Genomic DNA, 21572 nt, shown 5'->3' with positions numbered 1-21572 from the left:
ATTTTAGTTCTCCTTTAGCACGTATTCTTCGATAGCCCAGGCAACGGCTTCCTCGTCGTTGGTCATCGGGGTAATGACATTAGCAACTGCCTTAACTGCTGGAACTGCATTTTGCATGGCAACTCCCAGACCTGCCCACTCAATCATGGAAAGGTCATTGGCCTCGTCCCCACAAGCCATGACTTGACTTTGATCGATTCCCAAGTATCTAATTAATTTCGCTAAACCTGTTGCCTTGTGGACATTTTTCGGTGACCATTCCAATAAGAGTTCACGCGATTTGAAGATTTCGTATTGGTCAAACAATTCTGGAGAAATCTGTTGAATCGCTTCATCCAAAGGTTCTTGGGCAAAGGCAGTCACACATTTATTATACGTCATCTGACTAGATAGATCCTCAAAAGCGACAGGTACGAAGGTCAGGGCTGGGTTGAACTTAGCATAGAGACTTTCTTGGTCCGACTGGATTTGATAGACTGTACCTTCTGAAATGGCATCTAACGGTAATCCCAGTTTTTCAGTTTCCTCGTATAATCGCGCCACATCGTCGATTGAAAAGACGGTTTTATCGAGAATCTCTCCTGTATTTTTCTGTACCAGACCACCATTAAAGGTGATGGTGTACTCGTCTTCTTGACCGTCAGTCCCTAGCTCATGGAGAAAGAAATCCATAGCCTTCAAAGGACGACCTGTTGTCAGAACGACCTTGATGCCACGATCACGCGCAGCTTTGAGGACTGCCTTAGTTCGATCTGTCAGTTTTTTATCCGTTGTCAGCAAGGTTCCATCTAAATCGAGTGCAATCAATTTAATATCTGCCATTACAAACCCTCCATATAAGTCATCACTGATTGGTCCTTATGGTGCCCAATCACTGCTTCTGCTAATTCTAAAATCTCTGGTCGCGCATTTTCAGGAGCGATCGGGTGTCCAACAACCTGCATCATGTGAAGGTCATTGAGATTATCGCCAAAAGCCATAACCTGATCCATGGTCAGACCAAGTTTTTTTGCCAGCTCAACAATAGCTACACCCTTATCAACATAGTCCAAGACAATATCAATGGATTCAAAACCTGTTGTCATGGCTTTCACACCAGGAACATTTTCGTTGACCCAAGCCTCTCCAGCTTCTATCGTATCTTCTGTAAAGTTAGTGGTGAATTTAAAAATCTCATCCGTGATATCTTCCAAACTCGCTACTTTTTGAATGTTTTCATTGTAGTGACGGCTAAACATCAGATAGGTCTCATCCACTGTGTTCAAAACATAACAAGCTTTTTTCCCAGTCAAGAGCATTTTTCTTTCATCAAAATAAGGCGATTTCTTTAAAGCTTCAAAAGTGCTCAAGTAAAAATTCCGAGACATAGTAGCCTCATACATATCCTCACCATGAAACTCAACATAGCTCCCGTTTTCAGCTATAAAAATCACTTCATCACGCACATCCGCAAACAACTTTTTTAGGGACAGAATACCACGACCTGAAGCCACTGCAAAATAAATCCCCTTTTCCTTGTAAGAAACAAGTACGTTTTTGAGGCGTTCCATATCAAACCGCCCCTTTCCGTCAAGAAAGGTTCCGTCCATATCCGTTGCTACAAGTTTAATCATAAAATCCTTTATTCTCCAATTGATAAATCTATCTTCTATTATACCATAGATAAGCTAAAAAAGAACTAGTACAGAAGGATTGGCTATTGGATAGCAGGGCTTTTTCGGTAAAGATTCTCCACTATCATAACCAAAAGTTATCTCCTGAAATGATGGTCAAGGCTAAGGGCGTTACAGTGGGAATGTCAACCATCTACTACTGGATTCATCATGGAAAATTAGGACTAACCAAACAGAATCTCCTTTATCCTAGAAAAGGAAAAACTGTCAAGAAACAAGCTAGCCTCAACTTTAAACCTGCTGGTCAATCCATCGAACAGCGTCCCAAGGCTATCAATCTTCGCTTGGAGAATGGACATTATGAGATTGATACAGTCCTACTTACAAGAGCGAAAAACCACTGTCTACTGGTCTTGACGGATCAAAGGAGCAGACATCAAATCATACGATTGATTCCAAATAAGAGCGCTGAGTCCGTCAATAAGGCTCTAAAACTTATCTTAAAACAGTATCAAATTCTTTCCATCACGGCAGATAATGGAGCCGAATTCAACCGCTTGGCTGATGTATTTTCTAAGGAGTATATCTACTATGCACACCCCTATGCCTATTGGGAAAGGGAAATCAATGAGAATCACAATAGGCTCATTCGTAGATGGTTACCTAAAGGAACCAAGAAAACGATTCCTAAAGAAGTCGCCTTCATCGAAAATTGGATCAACAACTATCCTAAAAAATACTTGGACTACAAGTCTCCCAGAGAAGACTGCTTGCTGGCTAACTTGAAATTTAGCTTTAAACTAATAATAGACTTTTACCTCTAAAATTGATAAAATAAAAAAGAAAATAATAGAAAAGGAAACTGTAAATCGCTATGATGAACATGCAAAACATGATGCGCCAAGCACAAAAACTTCAAAAACAAATGGAACAAAGTCAAGCAGAACTCGCTGCTATGCAATTTGTTGGAAAATCTGCTCAAGACCTTGTTCAAGCAACTTTAACTGGAGACAAAAAGGTGGTCAGTATTGACTTTAACCCAGCAGTTGTAGATCCAGAAGACCTAGAAACCTTGTCTGATATGACCGTTCAAGCCATCAACGCTGCTCTAGAACAAATCGACGAAACGACTAAGAAAAAATTAGGTGCTTTCGCTGGAAAATTACCTTTCTAATTCATAAAAAAGAGAAACCGAGGTTTCTCTTTTTTAGAAATCAAAAAATTCCATTGCTTTTTTTAACAGCAATTCCGTATACTCAGGATCATCTTGCGCGGTCGTTACTTGTAACTGAACCATTTCAAGATCATCCGTAATCATCCCATCTGCTCCGAGCCGAACTGCTTTATCAAAAGCCTCAGAACCATTAACAGTCCAAACATAAAGCTTTTGTTCTGTATACCAAAGTTTAGTGACAAAATATTCATCCAATGTTGAATACTCCATAGTATAGCCCGTTGCCTTGGTTTTTGGGAAAATACTATTATAAGGCAAGATGAAATAAGCTGGAATAGTCGAATCATATTTCAAAACTTGGTCAATCACATGATAGTCTAGTGATTGCATCTGATGACCATACTGCTTGATAATCGTTCCATACTTCTCTAGAAAACGTTCCATCATTTGTGGACTGTCTTTTTTACTGGTTTTGATTTCAATCAACAATCTTTGATGAAGTTCATTCGCGCGATTGAGATAGTCATCAAAACTAGATATTTTGGTTCGATAGCCATTTTCAGAAATATCTAATCCTGTCAACTCCTCCAAAGTCAAGTCTTGAGGTCTGGCATTGATACCTGCTAAGTTCTTAAGATTGGCGTCATGCATCATCACAAACTGACCATCTTTGGTCTCCTGTACATCCATTTCAATCAAATCTGGTTTTAGTTGCGCTGTTTTTTCCAAAGACTGCACAGTGTTTTGTACACCATTTTTATTTGAAACACCCCTATGTGAAATGACTAAAGGGGTATTTGTCACAGGAGCTTCCAGATAGATATAACCTTCCAGCGCAAAAAAGATACTAGCGCAGCCCATAACTCCCCATCTCATCAAATGGTCTTTTTTTCTTCTTGGCATAATCTCCAGTTCCTCACCGGTCAAAAAGGAGACAAACTTAACAAGGAAATAGGTCAACGCCATATAGTGGATGTTTTTTATCAAGACAAAGTTGATAACTCCAAGAATCAGTGATTCTTTCTGTGTTAAATTGTCAATTACAATCTGCCCTATTAGCAAAGGAGTCAAGAGAAGGAAGAAAAAGAGATAGGTTTTAATAATAATGAGTAGCAAGTTCCAAGCATAAAAGAGAACTTGTTTTTTTGTCTTTTGTAGGCTATATTTTACTCCTTCTCTCACAGTTCTCTTTTCAAAGAGAATCTTCGGAAGGGCAAACATGAGTCGGACAGACACATAGAGCAAAATCCAAGCAGATGCAAAAATCATCAAGCCTACTAGCCAGTGCTTGTCTTCCAGATAAGTCACGATAAAGTCTGGAATAACGATTTTATTTAAGTAATAAATTTTTAAAATTTTCCTGATGAAAGGAAAAAGCATGGCTACGTAGAAGAATACAAAAGCCATCTTACAGAAGCTCAAGCATTTCATGAATAGAAAACTTTGCTGGAAAACTTTGCGACTGTACTCAATCAAGGTTCTCTTTTCGTGGTAGAGAAGGTGGCGCGCCCCAATAAAAAGGAGGCAAATCTGGAAATAGGCCACCAAAAGATTGATTACAATCAAGACGAGAAAGGCCAGACTGATTAAAGGAGAACTCGTGATAATGGCAAAAATATTATTGTAAGAAATAAACAAATAGCCCGTCTGGCTGAGTAAAAGACCAGCAAGAAAAGAATTGAGAGGTAACCACAGATACTCCACCATCATGAAAATTAAGAAAAAGAGGAAGAGAACTTTATCTAGGTTGAGGTAAATTTTCCTAAAACCTAGTTTTTTAGGTTTTTCAGGTTTCATAGGCACTCCTAGTCTAGAAATTGAGATAAGTCTAGCCCACCAAAGGGATTCATGGATAGATTACTCTGTTCTTCTAACAATAGTTTTCCTTCGTCAGACTCCAGAAAGGCTTCATAAACACGCGCTGTCATGCGCGCATCTTCTAAACTATTATGTGACTTACCATGAAAGCCTAAGAAATTCGCCACAGTTTGCAGTTTGAGATTAGCTATGCCGTGTAGGTCGGAACTACGGCGTTCAAAAGCCTCATCATATAGGTCTACCTTATACTGGTCACGATAGTCCAAGCCATGCTCCAAGAGAATAGGCAAATCACTCTTGGCTGCATTGTAGCCAACGATAGGTGAATTGCCAACAAATGCCTGAAAGTCCTGTAAAACTTGTTCTACTTTTGGCGCATCTTTCAAGGTTTCAGCTGTAATTCCTGTCAAACCATTAATAAAACTCTTTAAAGGCACGCTGGTATAGACATAAGAATCAAAGGCACCTATCTCTTGACCATCTTGAAAACGAACTGCTGATACCTGAATTAAATGAGTAACCCCTTCGTGTTGATTGAATTCTAAGTCAAAGGCGATATAGTCTCTTAATTTTTCCATCATTTACCTCAATTTCGACTCAATTTAAACTATAAATAAGAAAAGAAGCTATTAGGTTAGTGAATAACCCAAACAGCTTCTTTATTTTCCTCCAAATAGGCGAGCAAAAAAGCCTTTTTTGGTTGCTTGGACTTCTTCTTTTGCTTGGTCCAACTCGAGTTTCAAGCTTTCTTGATCCTTCATTGCTTGAAGAGTTAACTGTTGCTGTTGGTCCAATTGTTTGTCCTTTTCTGCAATCTGGCGGTCTTTGATGCGCATCTGCTCATCTTTTTCTGCCAGTTGCTGGTCCTTGGCCTTGAGTTGCTCGTACAAACGAAGAATTTCAGCGTTTTTCTCATCGACCAAGATTTCCATCAGTTCGCGTTGTTTGACATCATCACTGACTGGTTCATCTTCAAAAATCGTTTTTTTATAGATTTCTTCTAGCTTGATCAAGCCACTTCGAGTAACTACAGTTACACCTTTGTCATTTTTTTTCGTGTCCTCTTCGGGAAGTTCTTTGACACGATTGTTGATTGCCTGACGAGATAGTCCTAAGACCTCTGCAATCTCGCTGACGGTCATTTCAATACTCATAATATCCTCTGAAACGTTTTCTAGCTTTTCTTTATTTAAATCTTATCATAAGCTAGATAAACTGTCAAATTTCCGCTTAATTCAAGGCCTTTAAAAAGGCTAGTAAGACTTGGGCCGAACGACGTCCAGCTTCGATAATAAACTCATCAAATGAGATAGAGGCCTCGTGATTGGCATTGTCACTCATAGCGCGAATGACGAGGAAAGGTAGGTCAAGAGCCTGAGCCGCTTGAGCAATGGCTGCCCCTTCCATTTCAACTGCTAAAACATCTGGAAAGTGGGATTTGATACTAGCAATCTTATCATCTCCAGCTATAAAACTGTCCCCTGTAGCAATCAAGCCTAGGTGCCAGGTCTGTTCTACTTGAGATAAACTTTCTTTAATCCTAGTGATAAACTTCTGATCTGACTCAAAGTAAAGAGGTTGACCAGCCATCTGACCATAAGCATAACTAAAAGCAGTCACATCCACATCATGGTAGACAAGTTTATCCGCAATCACTACATCTCCAACAGCAATCCCTTCTGCAAGAGCACCTGCTGATCCTGTATTGATAATGGCTTCTACTTGGAAGTGGTCAGCTAACACCGCTACACTCATAGCCGACATGACCTTCCCAATTCCACTCTGAACCAAGACAACTTCTGTTTTGCCAATAGTGCCAGTATAGTAGGTATTTCCCAAGACTTGGACTTCTTGAGTTTTGTCCAAATTCTGAGTCAGATATACGAGCTCTTCTGGCATGGCAGCAATGATTCCAATTTTCATTTCATTTCCTTTCAATTACAAGAGTTTCATTGCCAAAACTAGCAAAATCAAAAGTAGGATGACTGCAAACAAGATGCGATTGAGTTTCGAATTAAAAACATTTCTCTTGGTGTTCTCAATGCGGCGGCTCTTATGAATCGTTGGTTCTACTTCGATTGTAAGTGTATCTTGACTAAAACCGTGGTCTCTAGAACGTGAATTACCAAAATGTTGTGAAGATGTTGGTAGGATCTTGGTTTTCTCATCATCTTGAAGAGGTGGTCCTGAGATTTTCTCACCTCGGTTGGCACGTTCAATCATTTCGTCTGTTAATAAAGGTTTTCCCATGGGTTGCTCCTCTATTTCTTTTGTAGTTCCCAGTACTGGATTGCCATGATTGTCTTGGCATCACAGATATGACCTGACTGGATCAGATCCTTGGCTTCCTCTAGACTGACTTCTAAAACTTCCAAGGTTTCATCATCATCTTGTGGACGAGGGTTTTCCACCTTGACCAAATCACTAGCAAGGTAGAGTTTTAGTTTTTCATTACAAAATCCAATCGCAGAATAGAAATCGTACAACAGTTCTAACTTACCAGTGTATGCAACTTCTTCTTCTAATTCACGGAGGGCAGCCGCCATTGGATCCGCATTTTCACCAAGTTCTAGTTTACCAGCAGGAATCTCATAAGAAACCGCCTCAATAGCTTTTCGGTATTGCTTAACGAGAACGATTTTGTCTTCGGCTGTCACAGCTAGCACACAAACAGCTCCATTGTGAAAAATCAAGTCACGTTGGGCAGTACCCTTTCCTTCTGGTAGTTCCACCTGATCTTGTACTAGTTTGAAAATAGGACCTTGATAGATTTCCTTCCTACTAATCGTTTTTTCTTCAAATTCCATGACAGACTCCTACTGGTTCTTTGGATGATGAGGGAGGCGAGTCGCATATTCATCTTTGTTGACCTGACGTCCACGACCGATAGCGATGGCATCGGCAGGAACATTCTTGGTAATGGTTGAACCCGCTCCAACCAGAGAATTATCCCCAAGTTCTACAGGAGCAATAATGGTTGAGTTTGAGCCAACAAAGACATTATTGCCAATGACAGTTTTGTACTTATTTTTCCCGTCATAGTTAACTGTAATGGTACCAGCACCAAAGTTAACATGACTACCCACTTCACAGTTTCCGATATAAGTCAAATGACCAGCCTTGGTATTTTCACCGATTGAAGAACCTTTAACCTCAACAAAGTTACCAATGTGAACTTGGGCAGCTAGGCTTGAACCTGGACGAATGTGGGCATAGGGACCGACTGTCACACCGTCCGCAACGCTACTTTCCTCAATCATGGAATTCGTAATCACAGCACCAGCCCCAATGGTGCTATCCACGATATAAGTTCCATTTGTTAAAATAGTCTCCGCCCCAATCTTCGTTTGACCTTTCAAGGTAACGTTGGCTTCAATTTGGACTTCAGGAGCAATCTCAACATCAATGTCAATGTAAGTTGCTTCTGGATTAACAAAGCTGACACCATTGACCATATGTTTTTGATTGATACGGCGGCGCATCACTGCTTCCGCAGTCGCAAGAGCTACACGGTCATTTACCCCAAGACTTTCATCAAAATCCTTGAGAGTATAAGCGCCAACCTTCTCACCCGCATTACGGAAAATACCAATCACGTCAGTAATATAGTACTCACCTTGGGCATTGTTGGTGTTGATGTTTTTAAGAGCCTCAAAAAGACGTTCATTGTCAAATACATAAGTTCCCGTATTGATTTCCTTGAGCTGCTTTTCAAAGTCTGTGGCATCTTTCTGCTCCACAATCCGAAGAACTTCAGCGTTATCGTTGCGGACGATACGACCATATCCAAAAGGATCAGCTGCTTCAGCTGTTAAAATCGTCGCTACATTTTTATGATTGATATGGAAATCCAAGAGATTTTTCAAGCTTTCACCTGTAATCAGAGGAGTATCCCCAGCGATAACCAAGGTATGGCCAGTACGATTTTGGAGAATGGGTTCTGCCATCATGACAGCATGCCCTGTGCCTAGTTGTTCTGATTGGGTAACAAAGTCTGTCTGACCAGCCAATACTTGCTCAACTAGCTCAGCCTTGTGACCCACTACGGTAACTGTCTTTTCAGGTTGAATAGCTCCAACACTGCGAAAAACATGTTCCAACATCGAAATTCCTGCTACTTTATGAAGTACTTTGGGAAGATCTGATTTCATGCGAGTACCCTTACCCGCTGCTAAAATAATGGCATAATTTGACATACTATTCTCTTTTCTGTAAAAATTCCCTTATATTATACCATAATTTTACTTTTAAAGAACAAACAAACAGGTGCTTTCCTGAAAATCTCCCCTACTTGTCTACATTTCTAAACTGTTTCCTTTGATTTTTTTAAATTTTTACGATAAACTAAATAAATATGAGAAAACAAATTCATCCTGCTATTATTTTTAGTTTATTTGGAATTTTCATAGCGATTTTACTCCTCAACAAACCAAGTTTTGAGGACCATCCTATCAAAATTAAACCAAATGCTCTTCAAGTTGAAACACAAGCCTTGCATAATCTTGACAAGCCCATTATCGATGTCTCTGGTTGGCAAAGACCTGAGGAGATCAACTACGACACCTTATCTCAAAACATTTCTGGTGTTATCGTTCGCGTGCACAATGGGGCTCAGCATACTGAAGCAAATGATGCTGCCTTTATCAATGGTGTCGATAAAGCCTATAAAAATCATATAGCAGAATTTCAAAAACGGAATGTCCCTGTGGGGGTTTATGCCTATGTAGCTGGAAAAAGCAAAGAAGATATGGAGAAGGCTGCTGAAGTCTTCTACAACGCTGCTTCTCCTTACAATCCTAGCTACTACTGGTTAGATGTTGAAGAAAAAACAATGTCCGATATGAATGAAGGCGTTGAAGCCTTTCGTGCCAAACTGGCAGCTCTCGGCGCTAAAAACATCGGCATCTACGTTGGGGTTTACTTCATGCAAGAGCATAGTATCAATACAGATAAATTCTCTGCTATTTGGATCCCCTCCTATGGAACAGACTCTGGTTATTTTGAAACGAAGCCAAATACTGATCTGGACTACGATCTCCACCAGTACACTTCTAAGGGAAGAATTGCAGGATTTGAACATCATTTGGACATCAATTTGATTTCTACTACTAAAGAGAAGGAAGAAACCTTCAGAAAACTATTTTTAAGACCATAAGACAAGTGAAAATAACAAACTTTTTCACTTGTTTTTTCATTTTCTCCCCGTCTGTGTTATAATTGATAGCATAGAGAAAGAATTTTATGAATTGAGGATTTTATTATGTTTTCATGGATTGCACGAGTTATTAAAGGAATCGTCATCGCCTTAGGATTTATCCTACCTGGAATTTCTGGCGGTGTTTTAGCAGCTATTTTGGGAATTTACGAGCGAATGATTAGCTTTCTGGCTCACCCCTTTAAAGATTTTAAAGCGAATGTCCTATACTTTATACCAGTAGCAATCGGGATGTTGCTAGGCATTGGTTTGTTTTCTTATCCAATCGAGTATCTGCTAGAAAATTACCAAGTCTATGTTTTATGGAGTTTTGCTGGAGCTATCATCGGTACGGTTCCTAGCCTCCTTAAAGAATCTACTCGAGAATCTGATCGTGATAAGATTGACCTAGTCTGGTTCTGGACTACCTTTATCCTTTCAGGCCTAGGACTCTACGCGTTAAATTTTGTTGTTGGTTCTCTCAGTGCTAGTTTCGCTAGTTTCATCTTAGCAGGTGTTCTTTTAGCTCTTGGTGTCTTGGTGCCTGGTTTAAGTCCGTCAAATCTACTCTTGATTTTGGGACTGTACGCTCCAATGCTCACTGGTTTTAAGACCTTTGATTTGTTTGGTACCTTCCTTCCTATCGGTATTGGTGCAGGAGCAACTCTCATTATCTTTTCAAAATTAATGGATCACGCCTTGAACAACTACCACTCTCGTGTCTATCACTTTATTATCGGAATTGTGCTTTCAAGCACCCTCTTAATCTTGATTCCAAATGCTGGAAATGCTGAAAGTATCCAATACACTGGGCTTTCTATTGTGAGTTATGTTCTCATTGCCTTCTTCTTTGCGCTTGGTATTTGGCTTGGTATCTGGATGAGTCAATTGGAGGATAAGTATAAATAATGGCAAAGAAAGTTAAGATTAAAAAAACCTTGGTAGAACAAATCTTGACCAAGGCGGGTATTGACCATACTGGTATTCAGATCAACGCGCTTGAGGGTGAACTTCCTTCAGAATATGATCGAACTCATATCTTTAAAACCTTGGCTCTATTAGGGGACAAAACGGGGCCAATTATCGGAATCGTTCCCATAACAGAACACCTCGCTGAGAAAAAACTAGCAAAGGTTTCTGGCAATAAAAAAGTGAGCATGATTCCTCAAAAAGACCTAGAAAAAACGACAGGCTATATTCATGGGGCTAATAACCCCGTCGGCATTCGCCAAAAACACAATTATCCTATTTTTATTGATAGAATAGCTTTGGATTTGGATAAAATGATTGTCTCTGCTGGGGAAGTCGGGCATAGTATCATCATCCGACCTCAAGACTTAGCCAGCTTTGTAAAAGCGGATTTTGCTGATATCTTGGAGGAAAGTAAGTAATGAAACTCTATTTTGTTCGTCATGGTCGCACCCTCTGGAATCTTGAAGGACGTTTTCAAGGTGCTAGTGGTGACTCTCCCCTTCTTCCAGAGTCTATTGATATCCTAAAGCAACTTGGCCAGTATCTTAAGGATATTCCTTTTGATCAGATTTATTCAAGTGATTTACCTCGAGCAGTCAAATCTGCTGAGATTATCCAAAGCCAACTCCAGACCCCCTGTCCTTTAGAAAGTATTCCAGAACTGCGCGAATGGCAACTTGGAAAACTTGAAGGTTTAAAAATCGCAACGCTCAATGCCATCTATCCACAACAAATCAAGGCCTTTCGCTCTAATCTCGCTCAGTTTGATACGAAGATGTTTGAAGCAGAATCCCTCTACTCTACGACTCAGCGTACCATTCAATTTATCAAATCTCTGAAAGGAAGTCCGGCTGAAAACATTCTAATCGTCGGTCATGGTGCAAATCTCACTGCTAGCCTACGCACTCTCTTAGGCTATAAAGAAGCTCACCTCCGCAAAGATGGAGGCTTGGCCAATGCTAGTTTGACAATTTTAGAGACTAATGATTTTGAAACCTTCACTCTGGAAAGATGGAATGACACTTCCTATCAACGAAAATAATGGAACTTGATCTTAATAGTCAAGTTCTTTTTAGTTTTCAAAGAATATCCGTGAATTTCTCTGCTATTTATGATAAAATGGGAGTATCGCAAAAAATGACTCATCGTATCAAATTTTGAGTAAAATTAGGAGGAACCCATGTCTACAGAACATATGGAAGAACTAAATGACCAGCAGATCGTTCGCCGTGAAAAAATGGCTGCGCTCCGTGAACAAGGAATCGATCCCTTCGGAAAACGTTTTGAACGTACTGCTAACTCTCAAGAACTAAAAGACAAATTTGCAGAACTTGATAAAGAACAATTACATGAATTAAACGAAACTGCTACTATCGCTGGACGTTTAGTAACCAAACGTGGTAAAGGGAAAGTTGGCTTCGCCCATCTTCAAGACCGCGAAGGTCAAATCCAAATCTACGTTCGTAAAGACGAAGTCGGTGAAGAAAACTACGAAATCTTCAAAAAGGCTGACCTCGGTGACTTCCTTGGTGTCGAAGGTGAAGTCATGCGTACAGATATGGGAGAGCTCTCTATCAAGGCAACTCACATTACACACTTGTCTAAAGCACTTCGTCCGCTTCCTGAGAAATTCCACGGTTTGACAGACGTTGAAACGATTTACCGTAAACGTTATCTAGACTTGATTTCTAACCGTGAAAGTTTTGAGCGCTTTGTCACTCGTTCAAAAATCATCTCTGAAATCCGTCGTTATCTAGATCAAAAAGGTTTCCTTGAAGTGGAAACACCTGTTCTTCATAATGAAGCCGGTGGTGCTGCTGCCCGTCCATTTATCACTCACCACAATGCCCAAAACATTGACATGGTCCTTCGTATCGCAACTGAGCTTCACTTGAAACGTCTTATCGTTGGTGGTATGGAGCGCGTTTATGAGATTGGCCGTATCTTCCGTAACGAAGGAATGGACGCTACACATAACCCTGAGTTTACTTCTATCGAAGTTTACCAAGCTTATGCAGATTTCCAAGATATCATGGACTTGACTGAAGGTATTATCCAACACGCTGCTAAGGCTGTCAAAGGAGATGGTCCAGTAAACTATCAAGGCACTGAAATCAAGATTAATGAACCATTTAAACGTGTTCACATGGTGGATGCTATCAAGGAAATTACTGGTGTTGACTTCTGGCAAGATTTAACTTTCGAAGAAGCCGTAGCTCTTGCCAATGAAAAACATGTACCTGTTGAAAAGCATTACACTGAAGTTGGTCACATCATCAATGCCTTCTTTGAAGAATTTGTCGAAGAAACATTGATCCAACCAACCTTCGTTTATGGACATCCAGTAGCTGTATCTCCACTCGCTAAGAAAAACCCTGAAGATGAACGCTTTACTGACCGTTTCGAGCTCTTCATTATGACCAAAGAATACGGAAATGCCTATTCTGAGTTGAATGATCCAATCGATCAACTTAGCCGTTTCGAAGCTCAAGCCAAAGCTAAAGAACTTGGGGACGATGAAGCAACAGGTATCGATTACGACTACATCGAGGCTCTTGAATACGGTATGCCACCAACAGGTGGTTTGGGTATCGGTATCGACCGTCTCTGCATGCTCCTCACTGATACAACCACTATCCGTGACGTTCTACTCTTCCCAACAATGAAATAACCCCTTATCCTCTGGTTTTTGCCAGAGGATTTTTCGATGCAAAAAGAGACTCAATTTGAGGAAAAAATTTAGAAAATCTTTCAAGAATATAGTGAAATAAAATCTGAACAAATTGATTGGGAAAGTCAAATCAATTTCTAGCAATGTTTTAGAAGTCACAGTATACTATTCCAGATTCAATCCGCTATATTAAATGGCTATCATGCTCTTTCCCAATTGATAAAAAGACTACGTTTTGCTAATCAAAACGCAGTCTCATCCACTATTTTATCTCACTGTCCTCCTTGTACTTCTTTGGTTGCTACATCTTCTCCAAACCATTTTTGACTAATTTCTTGGAACTTACCATCCTTGTAAAGACTAGAAAATCCTTCATTTATCTTATTAACCAGAGTAGTATCTTCCTTACGTGCTCCAACTGCAAAAGCTTCTGTTTCTAGTCCAACTGTAAAGACATTATAATCGTTTAAAACGCCTTCTGCTTCTAAATAATAGTTTGCATAGACACGATCAATCAATAGGCCGTCAATTCGATCGTTTTTCAAATCAATCAAGGCTTCATTAAAGGTTTGGTATTGATTCGCTTCATTATTAGCGACAATATCCTTCAAAATCGCTGGCTTTCCTTCAAAGTCCGCATAACCAGATGAACCAGCTTGAGCTCCCAAAGTCTTTCCAGTCATATCTTTTGCAGTCGTGATACCTGACGATTTCTTAGTAACCAATACCTGCTCATTCTTCATATATGAGTTACTGAATGCTACCTTTTCACGACGTTCGTCTGTAGCGGAATAGCCATTCCAAATCAGATCAATCGTTCCTTTTGTCAATTCAGCTTCTTTCAAATCCCAATCAATCGGTTGCCAATTTACCGTAATACCGTATTTTTCAAAAACAGCTGTAGCTAAATCAATATCAAATCCCGCATAGGAATCATCTTTCTGAGCAAATCCCATTGGAACAAAAGTACTATCAAACCCAATAGTAATAGACTTGTTAGACTCGTACTTAGACCAATTATCTCCACTAGTTTCACTAGAATTTTTCCCACAAGCTACTAAGAACAAAGCAGTCATTAGACTAACTAATACAAGCATCAATTTTTTCATCATTTTTCCTCCTATTTAGGCTCTACTTTTAATAATACATCTGCAATATTTTCAGCGAATTGTAAATCGTGGGTAACCACAATTTGCGTCATCCCAAGTTCCCTATTTTGCAAAATCAGTTTTTCCACTTCCAAGCGTAATTCTGGATCCAAGGCAGAAGTTGGTTCATCGTAACCAATGATTTCTGGATCAATCATCATAGCACGCGCCAAAGCCACCCGCTGCTTTTGCCCACCTGATAGTGAGAAGGGATAAGCATCTGCGTGCCCTGCTAGTCCTAACTGTTCCAAGAGTCCACGCGCCTTCTTCTCAGCCTCTTCCTGCTTCATTCCCATAGTTTTCACAGGCGATAGGGTCAAATTGTCCAGAACTGATAAATGCGGAAAGAGTTGAAAATCTTGGAAGACAAATCCTAGTAGGTTGCGCTTTTCTAGTTCGTCTAAAGCTAGAGATTCACCGTTATAGTAGATTTCTCCAGAATCGATAGTTTCCAGTCCAGCTAACATACGTAATAAGGTTGTTTTTCCGCCTCCTGATGGACCTACGATTGCCAGGATTTGCTTTTCAGGAATAGATAGGCTGAAGTTGGTTAAGATTTGTTTACCACCAAAGGCCTTGTTGATGTTTCGTAATTCTAACATGGCAACCTCCTATCTATAGTAACTGTACTTCTTCTCAACTTTTTTGGCAAGGATAGTCACAATACCAATCAAAATCAAGTAAATTGCTCCTGCCAAGAACATAGGAATCAGACTAGCATCACGGTTGGCTGCTGTACGACTAGCCAAAATCAAATCTGAAATACCTAAGGCATAGACCAAAGAAGTATCCTTGACCAAACTCATGACTTCATTAAATACACTAGGAAGAACAATTTTGGTCACCTGTGGTAAGATAATATAGCGCACTGTGGCAAAAGGGCTAAACTTCAAGACCTTAGCAGCCTCATATTGCCCCTTAGGAATGGTATTAATCCCCCCACGGAAGATTTCAGCAAAGTAAGCTGCATAATTCAAAACAAAGGCAATAATTGCCGCAGGAAGGCGATCCAAACGAATCCCAATATTTGGGAGTACATAATAGATAAAGATCAATTGCAAGAGCAAAGGTGTTCCCCGCATGATCCAGATATAAATGTTGATCAGATAATGGAGGAGTTTCCAATGGACTTGCAAGGCAAAGGCAATCAAAACGCCCAAGGGAATAGAAAAAATCAAGACCAGTACAAAAACCTGTAAAGTCATGCTTGCACCGCTCAATAAACTCGGTAATATCTCAAACAAATAAGACATACTGCACCTCCTAAAAATAATTGTTCCTATTATAGCATAAATAAACAATTTAGCAAGGGTTATTGCAAAAAAATTCTGTTTCTTTTTGAAAATAAAAAACCGTATCCATCAAAATGACTAGATACAGTTTTGCTTTATAGGATATTTTTAAAGTGTTTCTAGCAGTTCTTGCATCTGAACATCATCTGGAATCAGTTTTAAATATGCCTCTGCTTGAGTCTTAGCTTCTTCAAAATACCCCAATTCACGCAAGAGATAAGTATATTGCTCCAGAAACTCTGGATTGTCCTTGAGGTCAGACGACAGTTCTTGATAGAGCTCATAAGCCTTATCTAAATCCTCGATTTCCTGGTAAGAACGTGCAATCATCCACTTGGTCAGGACGTTTTCAGGTTCTTGACTTCGGAGAGAGATAATATCCTCAAACCGCTCTTGTTCCATATAAATGGTTGCAAGGCGAAGGAATATTTCTTCTGTATCCTCTGCATCTTCTTTTGCAGTAATGAGAAAGTCCTCCGCACCGCTAGGATCATGTAATTCATACGAGAACTGAGAAGCAGCTAGTAAGAGACGAGTTTCAAATGGATTTTTCTCCAACCCCTGTTTAGCGATACGGAGAGCTTCTTCTATCTGATGTTCCTTGTGCAAGGCTTGACTATAACCATACTCATATCCTTCAAAATCTGGCGAAATAGTATCAATCTGCTTAAAGTAGAGAGTTGATTTTTGATACTCTTCTTGGTCAAAGTAAAGACTAGCCAGTTCAAAGGCAGTTTGGTCATCGTATTCTAGTTCCAAGGCTTTTTCTAAAAACTCTGTAGCAGCTTCAAACTTGCCTAACTGGGCATAAGCGTAGCCGATTCGCTGATAGGTTGAGACACCCGTTTGTTCATAGATGGAGCGACTGTCTAATTGAGCATATCCCTGAATGGCTTCCTGATAGTTTCCTAACTCACTATCCAACTCAGCCAAACCAAAAATTAATAACGGTTCATCTGAGTAGTTTAAGGCTTCCAGTAACTTTTCACGTGCTACATCTGTCAATTCTTCCAACTGATAGAGGTCGGCCTTCAAGGCCAAAGCCGATACATACCAGTCACTTTCAGGTGTGATTTCCTCAAGGTAAGCAAAGGCTTCCTCAGCATTGCCATCCTCGCTAGCAATGCTGGCTAAGTTCAGGTTCACTTCTGGAAATTCTGTAATGATATTTTGGTAAATTTCTTTTGCTTGAGGATAAAATCCAATTCCCTCTAGATAGCTTGCTAGTTCGTAAAGAACTTCACTTGAATCTGTTTCAAGAGCTTTGTGAAAATACTGATCCGCCTTGGTTAAATCCTGTTCATCCAAAGCCTGGAGCATGCGTTGACTATTGTTCACTCTTGATTTCCTCCCCTTCTTCTTCATACAGACCGCTGACTTTTTTGTACCAGTTAAAGATAGCAGAGATAACGACCTTGGCAGAAGCATAGACAGGAATTCCCAGCAAGACTCCCCAAATACCAAACATAGAACCTGAAGTTAGGAGAACAAAGAGGACATTGATCGGATGAATATTGAGCTGACTACCTAAAATAAGAGGTGATACGAAGCGACCTTCAATCGTTTGTTCTACGATAAAGACAATGACAACTTTCAATAGCATGATAGGTCCTGCAATCAAGCCCAAAACCAAAGCAGGCAACATGGCAAGGAAACTACCTAGATAAGGTACTAGATTGAGGATACCAGCCGTAATACCAAGAGTCACAGCATATCTGAGACCAATAATCTTAAAGAAGATAATAAACATAATCGCCACGACAATAGCAACTGTAACCTGCCCTCTAACGTAGTTTGACAACTGTTTATTAACATCTGACAAAACTTGTCCGACAGGTTCTTTTAACTTGTTTGGGATGAATTTAGTTAGGTAATCCCGCAATCCTTTCCCATCTCTCAAAAGATAAAAGAGCATAAAGGGTACGATAATGACCGCTACAATCACCTGAGAAACACTACTGATAAAGGCGCTGACCCAGTTGACGGCTTGAGAAGAAATTTTGCTGGCCCATATCGTTGCTTCTGTAGAAACATTTGCAAGAACCTGCTCCAACTGAGGTCTAAAATCATCTGGCAAGCGTTTGGTTACAAGGTCATTGATAACCATATCAGCATCCTTAAGATAAGTCGGCACATTCTTTGCAAAATTTAAGACCTGGCGTTGAAGATTTGGAATAGCGACTGCCAGACCCCAAATGATAAAAAGTCCGATAATAACAAAAACAATACTGATGGCAAGAACGCGATTGATCTTGTGTTTCTCCATCCAGTCAACAATCGGATTGAGGAGGTAATAAAGTAAACCAGATAAAATAACTGGCAACATGACAACCCCTAAAAAATCCAAAACAGGTAAAAAGATAAAACTAATCTTACTTAGAATAAAAATGTTTAGCCCCAGTAACAAGGTTACTAAAAATACAGTGATGGCTTTATTATCTAAAAACCACTTAAAAAACCAAGATAGGCTAAAATGTTTCTCTTTATGTTCCATAAATACATCCTTTCTGTCATTCTCTCATTATACCATTTTTAATTTAAAATAACTCTTATTAAAGTGCTTACATAGATTAAATGAACACTTCCAGACTGTCATTTTGTGGTATAATGAACTTATCATTATTAAGAGGTATGGACATGAAAGAAACTGTTTATTTTGGAACTTACACTCGTCGCTTATCTAAAGGGATTTACAAGGCAGATTTTGATACAGAGACAGGCCAGCTTGCAGATCTTGAACTCTTTGCTGCTGAACCAAGTCCGACCTACCTTGCCTTTGACCAACAGCAACACATATACACCGTAGGAAGCCAGGATGGCTTAGGTGGAATCGCTGCATACAAGACAGATGGCGCTTTGCTAAATCATGTGGTTGAAGAAGGCGCTCCCCATTGCTATGTGGCAGTGGATGAAAAACGTGGTCTCGTATACGGAGCTAACTACCACAAAGGCCAAGTTCTAGTTTATAAGCGCCAAACGGATGGTAGCCTCATCCAAACGGATCTAGATCAGCATAGAGGACAAGGCCCTCATGAAAACCAAACTTCTCCACATGTACACTTTACAGATCTAACACCTGACCAGTATCTCGTCACCTGTGATCTAGGTACAGATGAAGTAACGACCTACGATGTTAGTCCAGAAGGAAAACTAAGTAAGCTCCACACTTATCACGGCCAAGCTGGAGCAGGTGCTCGCCACATCGTTTTCCACCACCACTATAAGATTGCCTATCTCATCTGCGAACTTAATAGCACTATCGAGGTCTTGATTTATGATGGGGTCGGTGAATTTGAACGCATGCAAGTCATTTCAACCTTACCAGATGGATACGAAGGCTTCAATGCTACTGCTGCCATTCGTCTTTCAAAAGATGGCAAATACCTCTATGCATCTAACCGAGGTCATGATTCCATTGCAGTCTATACAATCCTCGCTGATGGTAGCTTGGAATTATTAGAGATTGTACCAAGTCATGGTAAAAATCCACGTGATTTCGACCTAACTCCTGATCAAGAGTTTCTCATTGCTGTTCATCAAGATTCTGATAACGCAACCGTCTTTAAACGCAATCCTAAAAGTGGTCGTCTTGCAGAACTTTCTAACGACTTTCATGTCCCTGAAGCAGTCTGCATCAACTTCCCACATTAAAAAAAATGAACTTGAGTTTCAAGTTCATTTTTTTATAGTCTATTTCCGACATTGATACGGTTGATAGCACGTTGCAATGCGATTTTTGCACGACGCTCTTGGTCAATCAAATGCTTGTCATGGGCTTCTTCGATTTCTCGTTCAGCGCGAAGTTTTGCACGTTCAGCACGACTGATATCGATATCACGAGCACGTTCTGCTGAGTCTGCTACAATAGTAATGATGTCATTGGCAATCTCGATAATTCCTCCGTTCACTGCAATCCAGTTCACATGAGTATCATCATCGATACGTTTTACCTTCACTTCATCAACCGCTAAAACCGCAATCATATTTTCATGTCGTGGCAAGATCCCCATCTCACCATCCAGAGTTCGTACCGATACAAAGCTGGCATGGTGATCATAGACGAGGCCATCTGGTGTCACGATCTGGACAGTTAAATGAGCCATAGATCACCTCTTAAAATCCCATTTTCTCTGCCTTAGCAATGACGTCTTCGATTGAACCGACACCACGGAAGGCATCTTCTGGTAGCTGGTCATGTTTTCCTTCAAGAATTTCCTTAAAGCCACGAACTGTTTCCGCTACTGGTACATAAGAACCAGGTTGACCAGTAAATTGTTCTGCAACGTTAAAGTTTTGAGACAAGAAGAACTGGATACGACGGGCACGTGCAACCAAGGTTTTTTCTTCATCAGAAAGTTCATCCATACCAAGGATAGCAATGATATCTTGCAATTCATGGTAACGTTGAAGGACACGTTTAACCTCAGCAGCAACTGCATAGTGCTCCTCACCAACAATCTCAGGTGCCAAGGCACGAGAGCTTGAAGCTAGAGGGTCAACGGCCGGGTAGATACCCAACTGTACCAACTTACGTTCCAAGTTTGTTGTTGAATCCAAGTGAGCGAAAGCTGTTGCTGGCGCAGGGTCAGTGTAGTCATCCGCTGGCACATAGATAGCCTGGATTGAGGTTACAGAACCCTTCTTAGTTGACGTGATACGCTCTTGCAATTGACCCATCTCCGTTGCAAGTGTTGGTTGGTAACCAACGGCTGAAGGCATCCGACCCAAAAGGGCAGATACTTCTGAACCAGCCTGAGTGAAACGGAAAATATTGTCGATAAAGAGAAGCACATCTTGGCCTTCTACATCACGGAAGTATTCGGCGATGGTCAAACCAGTAAGGGCAACACGCATACGTGCTCCTGGTGGTTCATTCATCTGACCAAATACCATGGCTGTTTTCTCGATAACGCCTGATTCTTTCATTTCCCAGTAGAGGTCGTTCCCCTCACGGGTACGTTCCCCAACACCAGTAAATACGGAAATCCCACCGTGTTCTTGGGCAATATTGTGAATCAATTCTTGGATCAATACGGTTTTACCAACTCCGGCACCACCGAAGAGTCCGACTTTCCCCCCTTTAAGGTATGGGGCAAGAAGGTCGATAACCTTAATCCCAGTTTCAAGAATTTCAGAAGAGGTAGACAACTCATCAAAAGTCGGAGCTTTTTTATGAATTGGCTGACGCTCAGCGTCTTCAGCAAAAGGAGCATCCAAGTCAATGGTATCTCCCAAAACATTGAAGACACGTCCCAAAGTTTCTTTACCTACTGGAACAGAGATTGGACGGCCTGTGTCCAAAACTTCCATTCCACGAGTCAAACCATCTGTTGATTCCATGGCGATCGTACGGACCATACCATCTCCCAACTCCAAGGCTACTTCAAGGACGATTTTTGTTTTTCTTTCGTCATTCTTGTAGACGACAAGTGCATTGTTAATCTCAGGAAGTGTTTCCCCTGCTGCAAACAAGACGTCTACAACGGGTCCAATAACCTGAGCAATTTTACCTGAACTCATCTCCTTCTCCTATTCTATATAAGATACTGTCGGTTCCTAGCTCAACTAGGTCCTAATACTCTTCGAAAATCAAATTCAAACCACGTCAGCGTCGCCTTACCGTACTCAAGTACAGTCTACAGCTAGCTTCCTAGTTTGCTCTTTGATTTTCATTGAGTATAAGTTCATTT

Annotated in this window: 23 protein-coding genes and 1 pseudogene; 8 read left to right on the top strand and 16 right to left on the bottom strand. The window is 40.5% G+C overall.

What is annotated here, in order from left to right:
• Window positions 1–3 precede the first annotated feature (3 nt).
• Entirely contained in the window at window positions 4–822 is an 819-nt protein-coding gene (locus tag ACVBD2_RS04865) for a Cof-type HAD-IIB family hydrolase (protein WP_461686236.1), read from the bottom strand.
• Complete coding sequence (locus ACVBD2_RS04860) at window positions 822–1613, bottom strand: Cof-type HAD-IIB family hydrolase (protein ID WP_461686235.1); 792 nt, start codon at window positions 1611–1613, stop codon at window positions 822–824. Before ACVBD2_RS04860 ends, ACVBD2_RS04865 begins: the two co-directional genes overlap by 1 nt.
• A gap of 107 nt (window positions 1614–1720) precedes the next feature.
• Here ACVBD2_RS04860 and ACVBD2_RS04855 point away from each other — a divergent pair.
• Window positions 1721–2437, top strand: a pseudogene (locus ACVBD2_RS04855) (IS30 family transposase); the annotation flags it as partial.
• A gap of 50 nt (window positions 2438–2487) precedes the next feature.
• A complete protein-coding gene (locus ACVBD2_RS04850) occupies window positions 2488–2787 on the top strand; it encodes a YbaB/EbfC family nucleoid-associated protein (RefSeq protein WP_061416779.1) in 300 nt (99 codons plus the stop codon).
• A gap of 33 nt (window positions 2788–2820) precedes the next feature.
• Here the strand turns inward: ACVBD2_RS04850 and ACVBD2_RS04845 are convergent, their stop codons facing one another.
• The 7 genes from ACVBD2_RS04845 to glmU form a co-directional block, all read right to left on the bottom strand.
• Window positions 2821–4584, bottom strand: coding sequence for a glycerophosphoryl diester phosphodiesterase membrane domain-containing protein (locus ACVBD2_RS04845; protein ID WP_461686234.1), 1764 nt, complete (start codon window positions 4582–4584; stop codon window positions 2821–2823).
• 8 nt (window positions 4585–4592) lie between these two features.
• The gene (locus ACVBD2_RS04840; protein ID WP_132973281.1) at window positions 4593–5183 is read right to left on the bottom strand and encodes a 3'-5' exonuclease; all 591 of its coding nucleotides are present in this window, start codon (window positions 5181–5183) and stop codon (window positions 4593–4595) included.
• A gap of 81 nt (window positions 5184–5264) precedes the next feature.
• Window positions 5265–5759, bottom strand: a complete 495-nt coding sequence (gene rocS / locus ACVBD2_RS04835) for a chromosome segregation protein RocS (protein ID WP_000021247.1) — start codon at window positions 5757–5759, stop codon at window positions 5265–5267.
• A 76-nt stretch (window positions 5760–5835) separates the two neighbouring features.
• Complete coding sequence (locus ACVBD2_RS04830; RefSeq protein WP_461686233.1) at window positions 5836–6528, bottom strand: 5'-methylthioadenosine/adenosylhomocysteine nucleosidase; 693 nt, start codon at window positions 6526–6528, stop codon at window positions 5836–5838.
• Between the two features lie 15 nt (window positions 6529–6543).
• The gene (gene macP, locus ACVBD2_RS04825) at window positions 6544–6855 is read right to left on the bottom strand and encodes a cell wall synthase accessory phosphoprotein MacP (protein ID WP_132973277.1); all 312 of its coding nucleotides are present in this window, start codon (window positions 6853–6855) and stop codon (window positions 6544–6546) included.
• Between the two features lie 11 nt (window positions 6856–6866).
• Window positions 6867–7412, bottom strand: a complete 546-nt coding sequence (locus ACVBD2_RS04820; protein ID WP_132973275.1) for an NUDIX hydrolase — start codon at window positions 7410–7412, stop codon at window positions 6867–6869.
• A 9-nt stretch (window positions 7413–7421) separates the two neighbouring features.
• A complete protein-coding gene (gene glmU / locus ACVBD2_RS04815; RefSeq protein WP_461686232.1) occupies window positions 7422–8801 on the bottom strand; it encodes a bifunctional UDP-N-acetylglucosamine diphosphorylase/glucosamine-1-phosphate N-acetyltransferase GlmU in 1380 nt (459 codons plus the stop codon).
• Between the two features lie 158 nt (window positions 8802–8959).
• On the opposite strand from glmU, the gene ACVBD2_RS04810 reads away from it, so the two are divergent.
• The 5 genes from ACVBD2_RS04810 to lysS all read left to right on the top strand — a co-directional run bounded on the left by ACVBD2_RS04810 (window position 8960) and on the right by lysS (window position 13442).
• Window positions 8960–9760 (top strand): glycoside hydrolase family 25 protein, encoded by an 801-nt coding sequence (locus tag ACVBD2_RS04810; protein ID WP_132973271.1) that lies wholly within the window; start codon window positions 8960–8962, stop codon window positions 9758–9760.
• 105 nt (window positions 9761–9865) lie between these two features.
• Window positions 9866–10708: a DUF368 domain-containing protein gene (locus tag ACVBD2_RS04805; protein ID WP_461686231.1), complete on the top strand. Its 843-nt coding sequence runs from the start codon at window positions 9866–9868 to the stop codon at window positions 10706–10708.
• Window positions 10708–11190, top strand: a complete 483-nt coding sequence (locus ACVBD2_RS04800; protein ID WP_132973267.1) for an aminoacyl-tRNA deacylase — start codon at window positions 10708–10710, stop codon at window positions 11188–11190. Before ACVBD2_RS04805 ends, ACVBD2_RS04800 begins: the two co-directional genes overlap by 1 nt.
• A complete protein-coding gene (locus ACVBD2_RS04795; RefSeq protein ID WP_132973265.1) occupies window positions 11190–11813 on the top strand; it encodes a histidine phosphatase family protein in 624 nt (207 codons plus the stop codon). Before ACVBD2_RS04800 ends, ACVBD2_RS04795 begins: the two co-directional genes overlap by 1 nt.
• Window positions 11814–11951: 138 nt before the next feature.
• Window positions 11952–13442, top strand: coding sequence for a lysine--tRNA ligase (lysS, locus tag ACVBD2_RS04790; protein ID WP_461686230.1), 1491 nt, complete (start codon window positions 11952–11954; stop codon window positions 13440–13442).
• A 272-nt stretch (window positions 13443–13714) separates the two neighbouring features.
• Here the strand turns inward: lysS and ACVBD2_RS04785 are convergent, their stop codons facing one another.
• The 5 genes from ACVBD2_RS04785 to ACVBD2_RS04765 all read right to left on the bottom strand — a co-directional run bounded on the left by ACVBD2_RS04785 (window position 13715) and on the right by ACVBD2_RS04765 (window position 18376).
• Complete coding sequence (locus tag ACVBD2_RS04785; protein WP_461686295.1) at window positions 13715–14551, bottom strand: amino acid ABC transporter substrate-binding protein; 837 nt, start codon at window positions 14549–14551, stop codon at window positions 13715–13717.
• 11 nt (window positions 14552–14562) lie between these two features.
• Entirely contained in the window at window positions 14563–15192 is a 630-nt protein-coding gene (locus ACVBD2_RS04780) for an amino acid ABC transporter ATP-binding protein (protein ID WP_000891749.1), read from the bottom strand.
• Window positions 15193–15201: 9 nt separating this feature from the next.
• Entirely contained in the window at window positions 15202–15843 is a 642-nt protein-coding gene (locus tag ACVBD2_RS04775; protein ID WP_461686229.1) for an amino acid ABC transporter permease, read from the bottom strand.
• A gap of 147 nt (window positions 15844–15990) precedes the next feature.
• On the bottom strand, window positions 15991–17220 hold the full coding sequence (locus ACVBD2_RS04770; RefSeq protein WP_461686228.1) for a tetratricopeptide repeat protein: 1230 nt from the start codon (window positions 17218–17220) through the stop codon (window positions 15991–15993).
• Entirely contained in the window at window positions 17210–18376 is a 1167-nt protein-coding gene (locus ACVBD2_RS04765; protein WP_461686227.1) for an AI-2E family transporter, read from the bottom strand. The genes ACVBD2_RS04770 and ACVBD2_RS04765 overlap by 11 nt, the downstream gene beginning before the upstream one ends.
• Before the next feature lie 143 nt (window positions 18377–18519).
• On the opposite strand from ACVBD2_RS04765, the gene ACVBD2_RS04760 reads away from it, so the two are divergent.
• Window positions 18520–19533 carry a lactonase family protein gene (locus tag ACVBD2_RS04760; protein WP_000665595.1) on the top strand — a complete coding sequence of 338 codons (1014 nt, stop codon included), beginning with the start codon at window positions 18520–18522 and terminating at the stop codon, window positions 19531–19533.
• 32 nt (window positions 19534–19565) lie between these two features.
• On the opposite strand, the gene ACVBD2_RS04755 is transcribed toward ACVBD2_RS04760, so the two are convergent.
• On the bottom strand, window positions 19566–19985 hold the full coding sequence (locus ACVBD2_RS04755) for a F0F1 ATP synthase subunit epsilon (protein WP_000940836.1): 420 nt from the start codon (window positions 19983–19985) through the stop codon (window positions 19566–19568).
• A gap of 10 nt (window positions 19986–19995) precedes the next feature.
• Complete coding sequence (gene atpD / locus ACVBD2_RS04750; RefSeq protein ID WP_000094372.1) at window positions 19996–21402, bottom strand: F0F1 ATP synthase subunit beta; 1407 nt, start codon at window positions 21400–21402, stop codon at window positions 19996–19998.
• Window positions 21403–21572 lie beyond the last annotated feature (170 nt).

It is taken from the genome of Streptococcus sp. KHUD_018 (genome assembly GCF_054861215.1).
This window is presented reverse-complemented; position numbering and strand designations above follow the sequence as displayed.

What these genes read in the sequence shown, in the direction of transcription:
- ACVBD2_RS04865 (WP_461686236.1), bottom strand. Translation starts at nt 822, where the DNA reads ATGGCAGATATTAAATTGATTGCACTCGATTTAGATGGAACCTTGCTG.
- ACVBD2_RS04860 (WP_461686235.1), bottom strand. Translation starts at nt 1,613, where the DNA reads ATGATTAAACTTGTAGCAACGGATATGGACGGAACCTTTCTTGACGGA.
- ACVBD2_RS04850 (WP_061416779.1), top strand. Translation starts at nt 2,488, where the DNA reads ATGATGAACATGCAAAACATGATGCGCCAAGCACAAAAACTTCAAAAA.
- ACVBD2_RS04845 (WP_461686234.1), bottom strand. Translation starts at nt 4,584, where the DNA reads ATGAAACCTGAAAAACCTAAAAAACTAGGTTTTAGGAAAATTTACCTC.
- ACVBD2_RS04840 (WP_132973281.1), bottom strand. Translation starts at nt 5,183, where the DNA reads ATGGAAAAATTAAGAGACTATATCGCCTTTGACTTAGAATTCAATCAA.
- rocS (WP_000021247.1), bottom strand. Translation starts at nt 5,759, where the DNA reads ATGAGTATTGAAATGACCGTCAGCGAGATTGCAGAGGTCTTAGGACTA.
- ACVBD2_RS04830 (WP_461686233.1), bottom strand. Translation starts at nt 6,528, where the DNA reads ATGAAAATTGGAATCATTGCTGCCATGCCAGAAGAGCTCGTATATCTG.
- macP (WP_132973277.1), bottom strand. Translation starts at nt 6,855, where the DNA reads ATGGGAAAACCTTTATTAACAGACGAAATGATTGAACGTGCCAACCGA.
- ACVBD2_RS04820 (WP_132973275.1), bottom strand. Translation starts at nt 7,412, where the DNA reads ATGGAATTTGAAGAAAAAACGATTAGTAGGAAGGAAATCTATCAAGGT.
- glmU (WP_461686232.1), bottom strand. Translation starts at nt 8,801, where the DNA reads ATGTCAAATTATGCCATTATTTTAGCAGCGGGTAAGGGTACTCGCATG.
- ACVBD2_RS04810 (WP_132973271.1), top strand. Translation starts at nt 8,960, where the DNA reads ATGAGAAAACAAATTCATCCTGCTATTATTTTTAGTTTATTTGGAATT.
- ACVBD2_RS04805 (WP_461686231.1), top strand. Translation starts at nt 9,866, where the DNA reads ATGTTTTCATGGATTGCACGAGTTATTAAAGGAATCGTCATCGCCTTA.
- ACVBD2_RS04800 (WP_132973267.1), top strand. Translation starts at nt 10,708, where the DNA reads ATGGCAAAGAAAGTTAAGATTAAAAAAACCTTGGTAGAACAAATCTTG.
- ACVBD2_RS04795 (WP_132973265.1), top strand. Translation starts at nt 11,190, where the DNA reads ATGAAACTCTATTTTGTTCGTCATGGTCGCACCCTCTGGAATCTTGAA.
- lysS (WP_461686230.1), top strand. Translation starts at nt 11,952, where the DNA reads ATGTCTACAGAACATATGGAAGAACTAAATGACCAGCAGATCGTTCGC.
- ACVBD2_RS04785 (WP_461686295.1), bottom strand. Translation starts at nt 14,551, where the DNA reads ATGAAAAAATTGATGCTTGTATTAGTTAGTCTAATGACTGCTTTGTTC.
- ACVBD2_RS04780 (WP_000891749.1), bottom strand. Translation starts at nt 15,192, where the DNA reads ATGTTAGAATTACGAAACATCAACAAGGCCTTTGGTGGTAAACAAATC.
- ACVBD2_RS04775 (WP_461686229.1), bottom strand. Translation starts at nt 15,843, where the DNA reads ATGTCTTATTTGTTTGAGATATTACCGAGTTTATTGAGCGGTGCAAGC.
- ACVBD2_RS04765 (WP_461686227.1), bottom strand. Translation starts at nt 18,376, where the DNA reads ATGGAACATAAAGAGAAACATTTTAGCCTATCTTGGTTTTTTAAGTGG.
- ACVBD2_RS04760 (WP_000665595.1), top strand. Translation starts at nt 18,520, where the DNA reads ATGAAAGAAACTGTTTATTTTGGAACTTACACTCGTCGCTTATCTAAA.
- ACVBD2_RS04755 (WP_000940836.1), bottom strand. Translation starts at nt 19,985, where the DNA reads ATGGCTCATTTAACTGTCCAGATCGTGACACCAGATGGCCTCGTCTAT.
- atpD (WP_000094372.1), bottom strand. Translation starts at nt 21,402, where the DNA reads ATGAGTTCAGGTAAAATTGCTCAGGTTATTGGACCCGTTGTAGACGTC.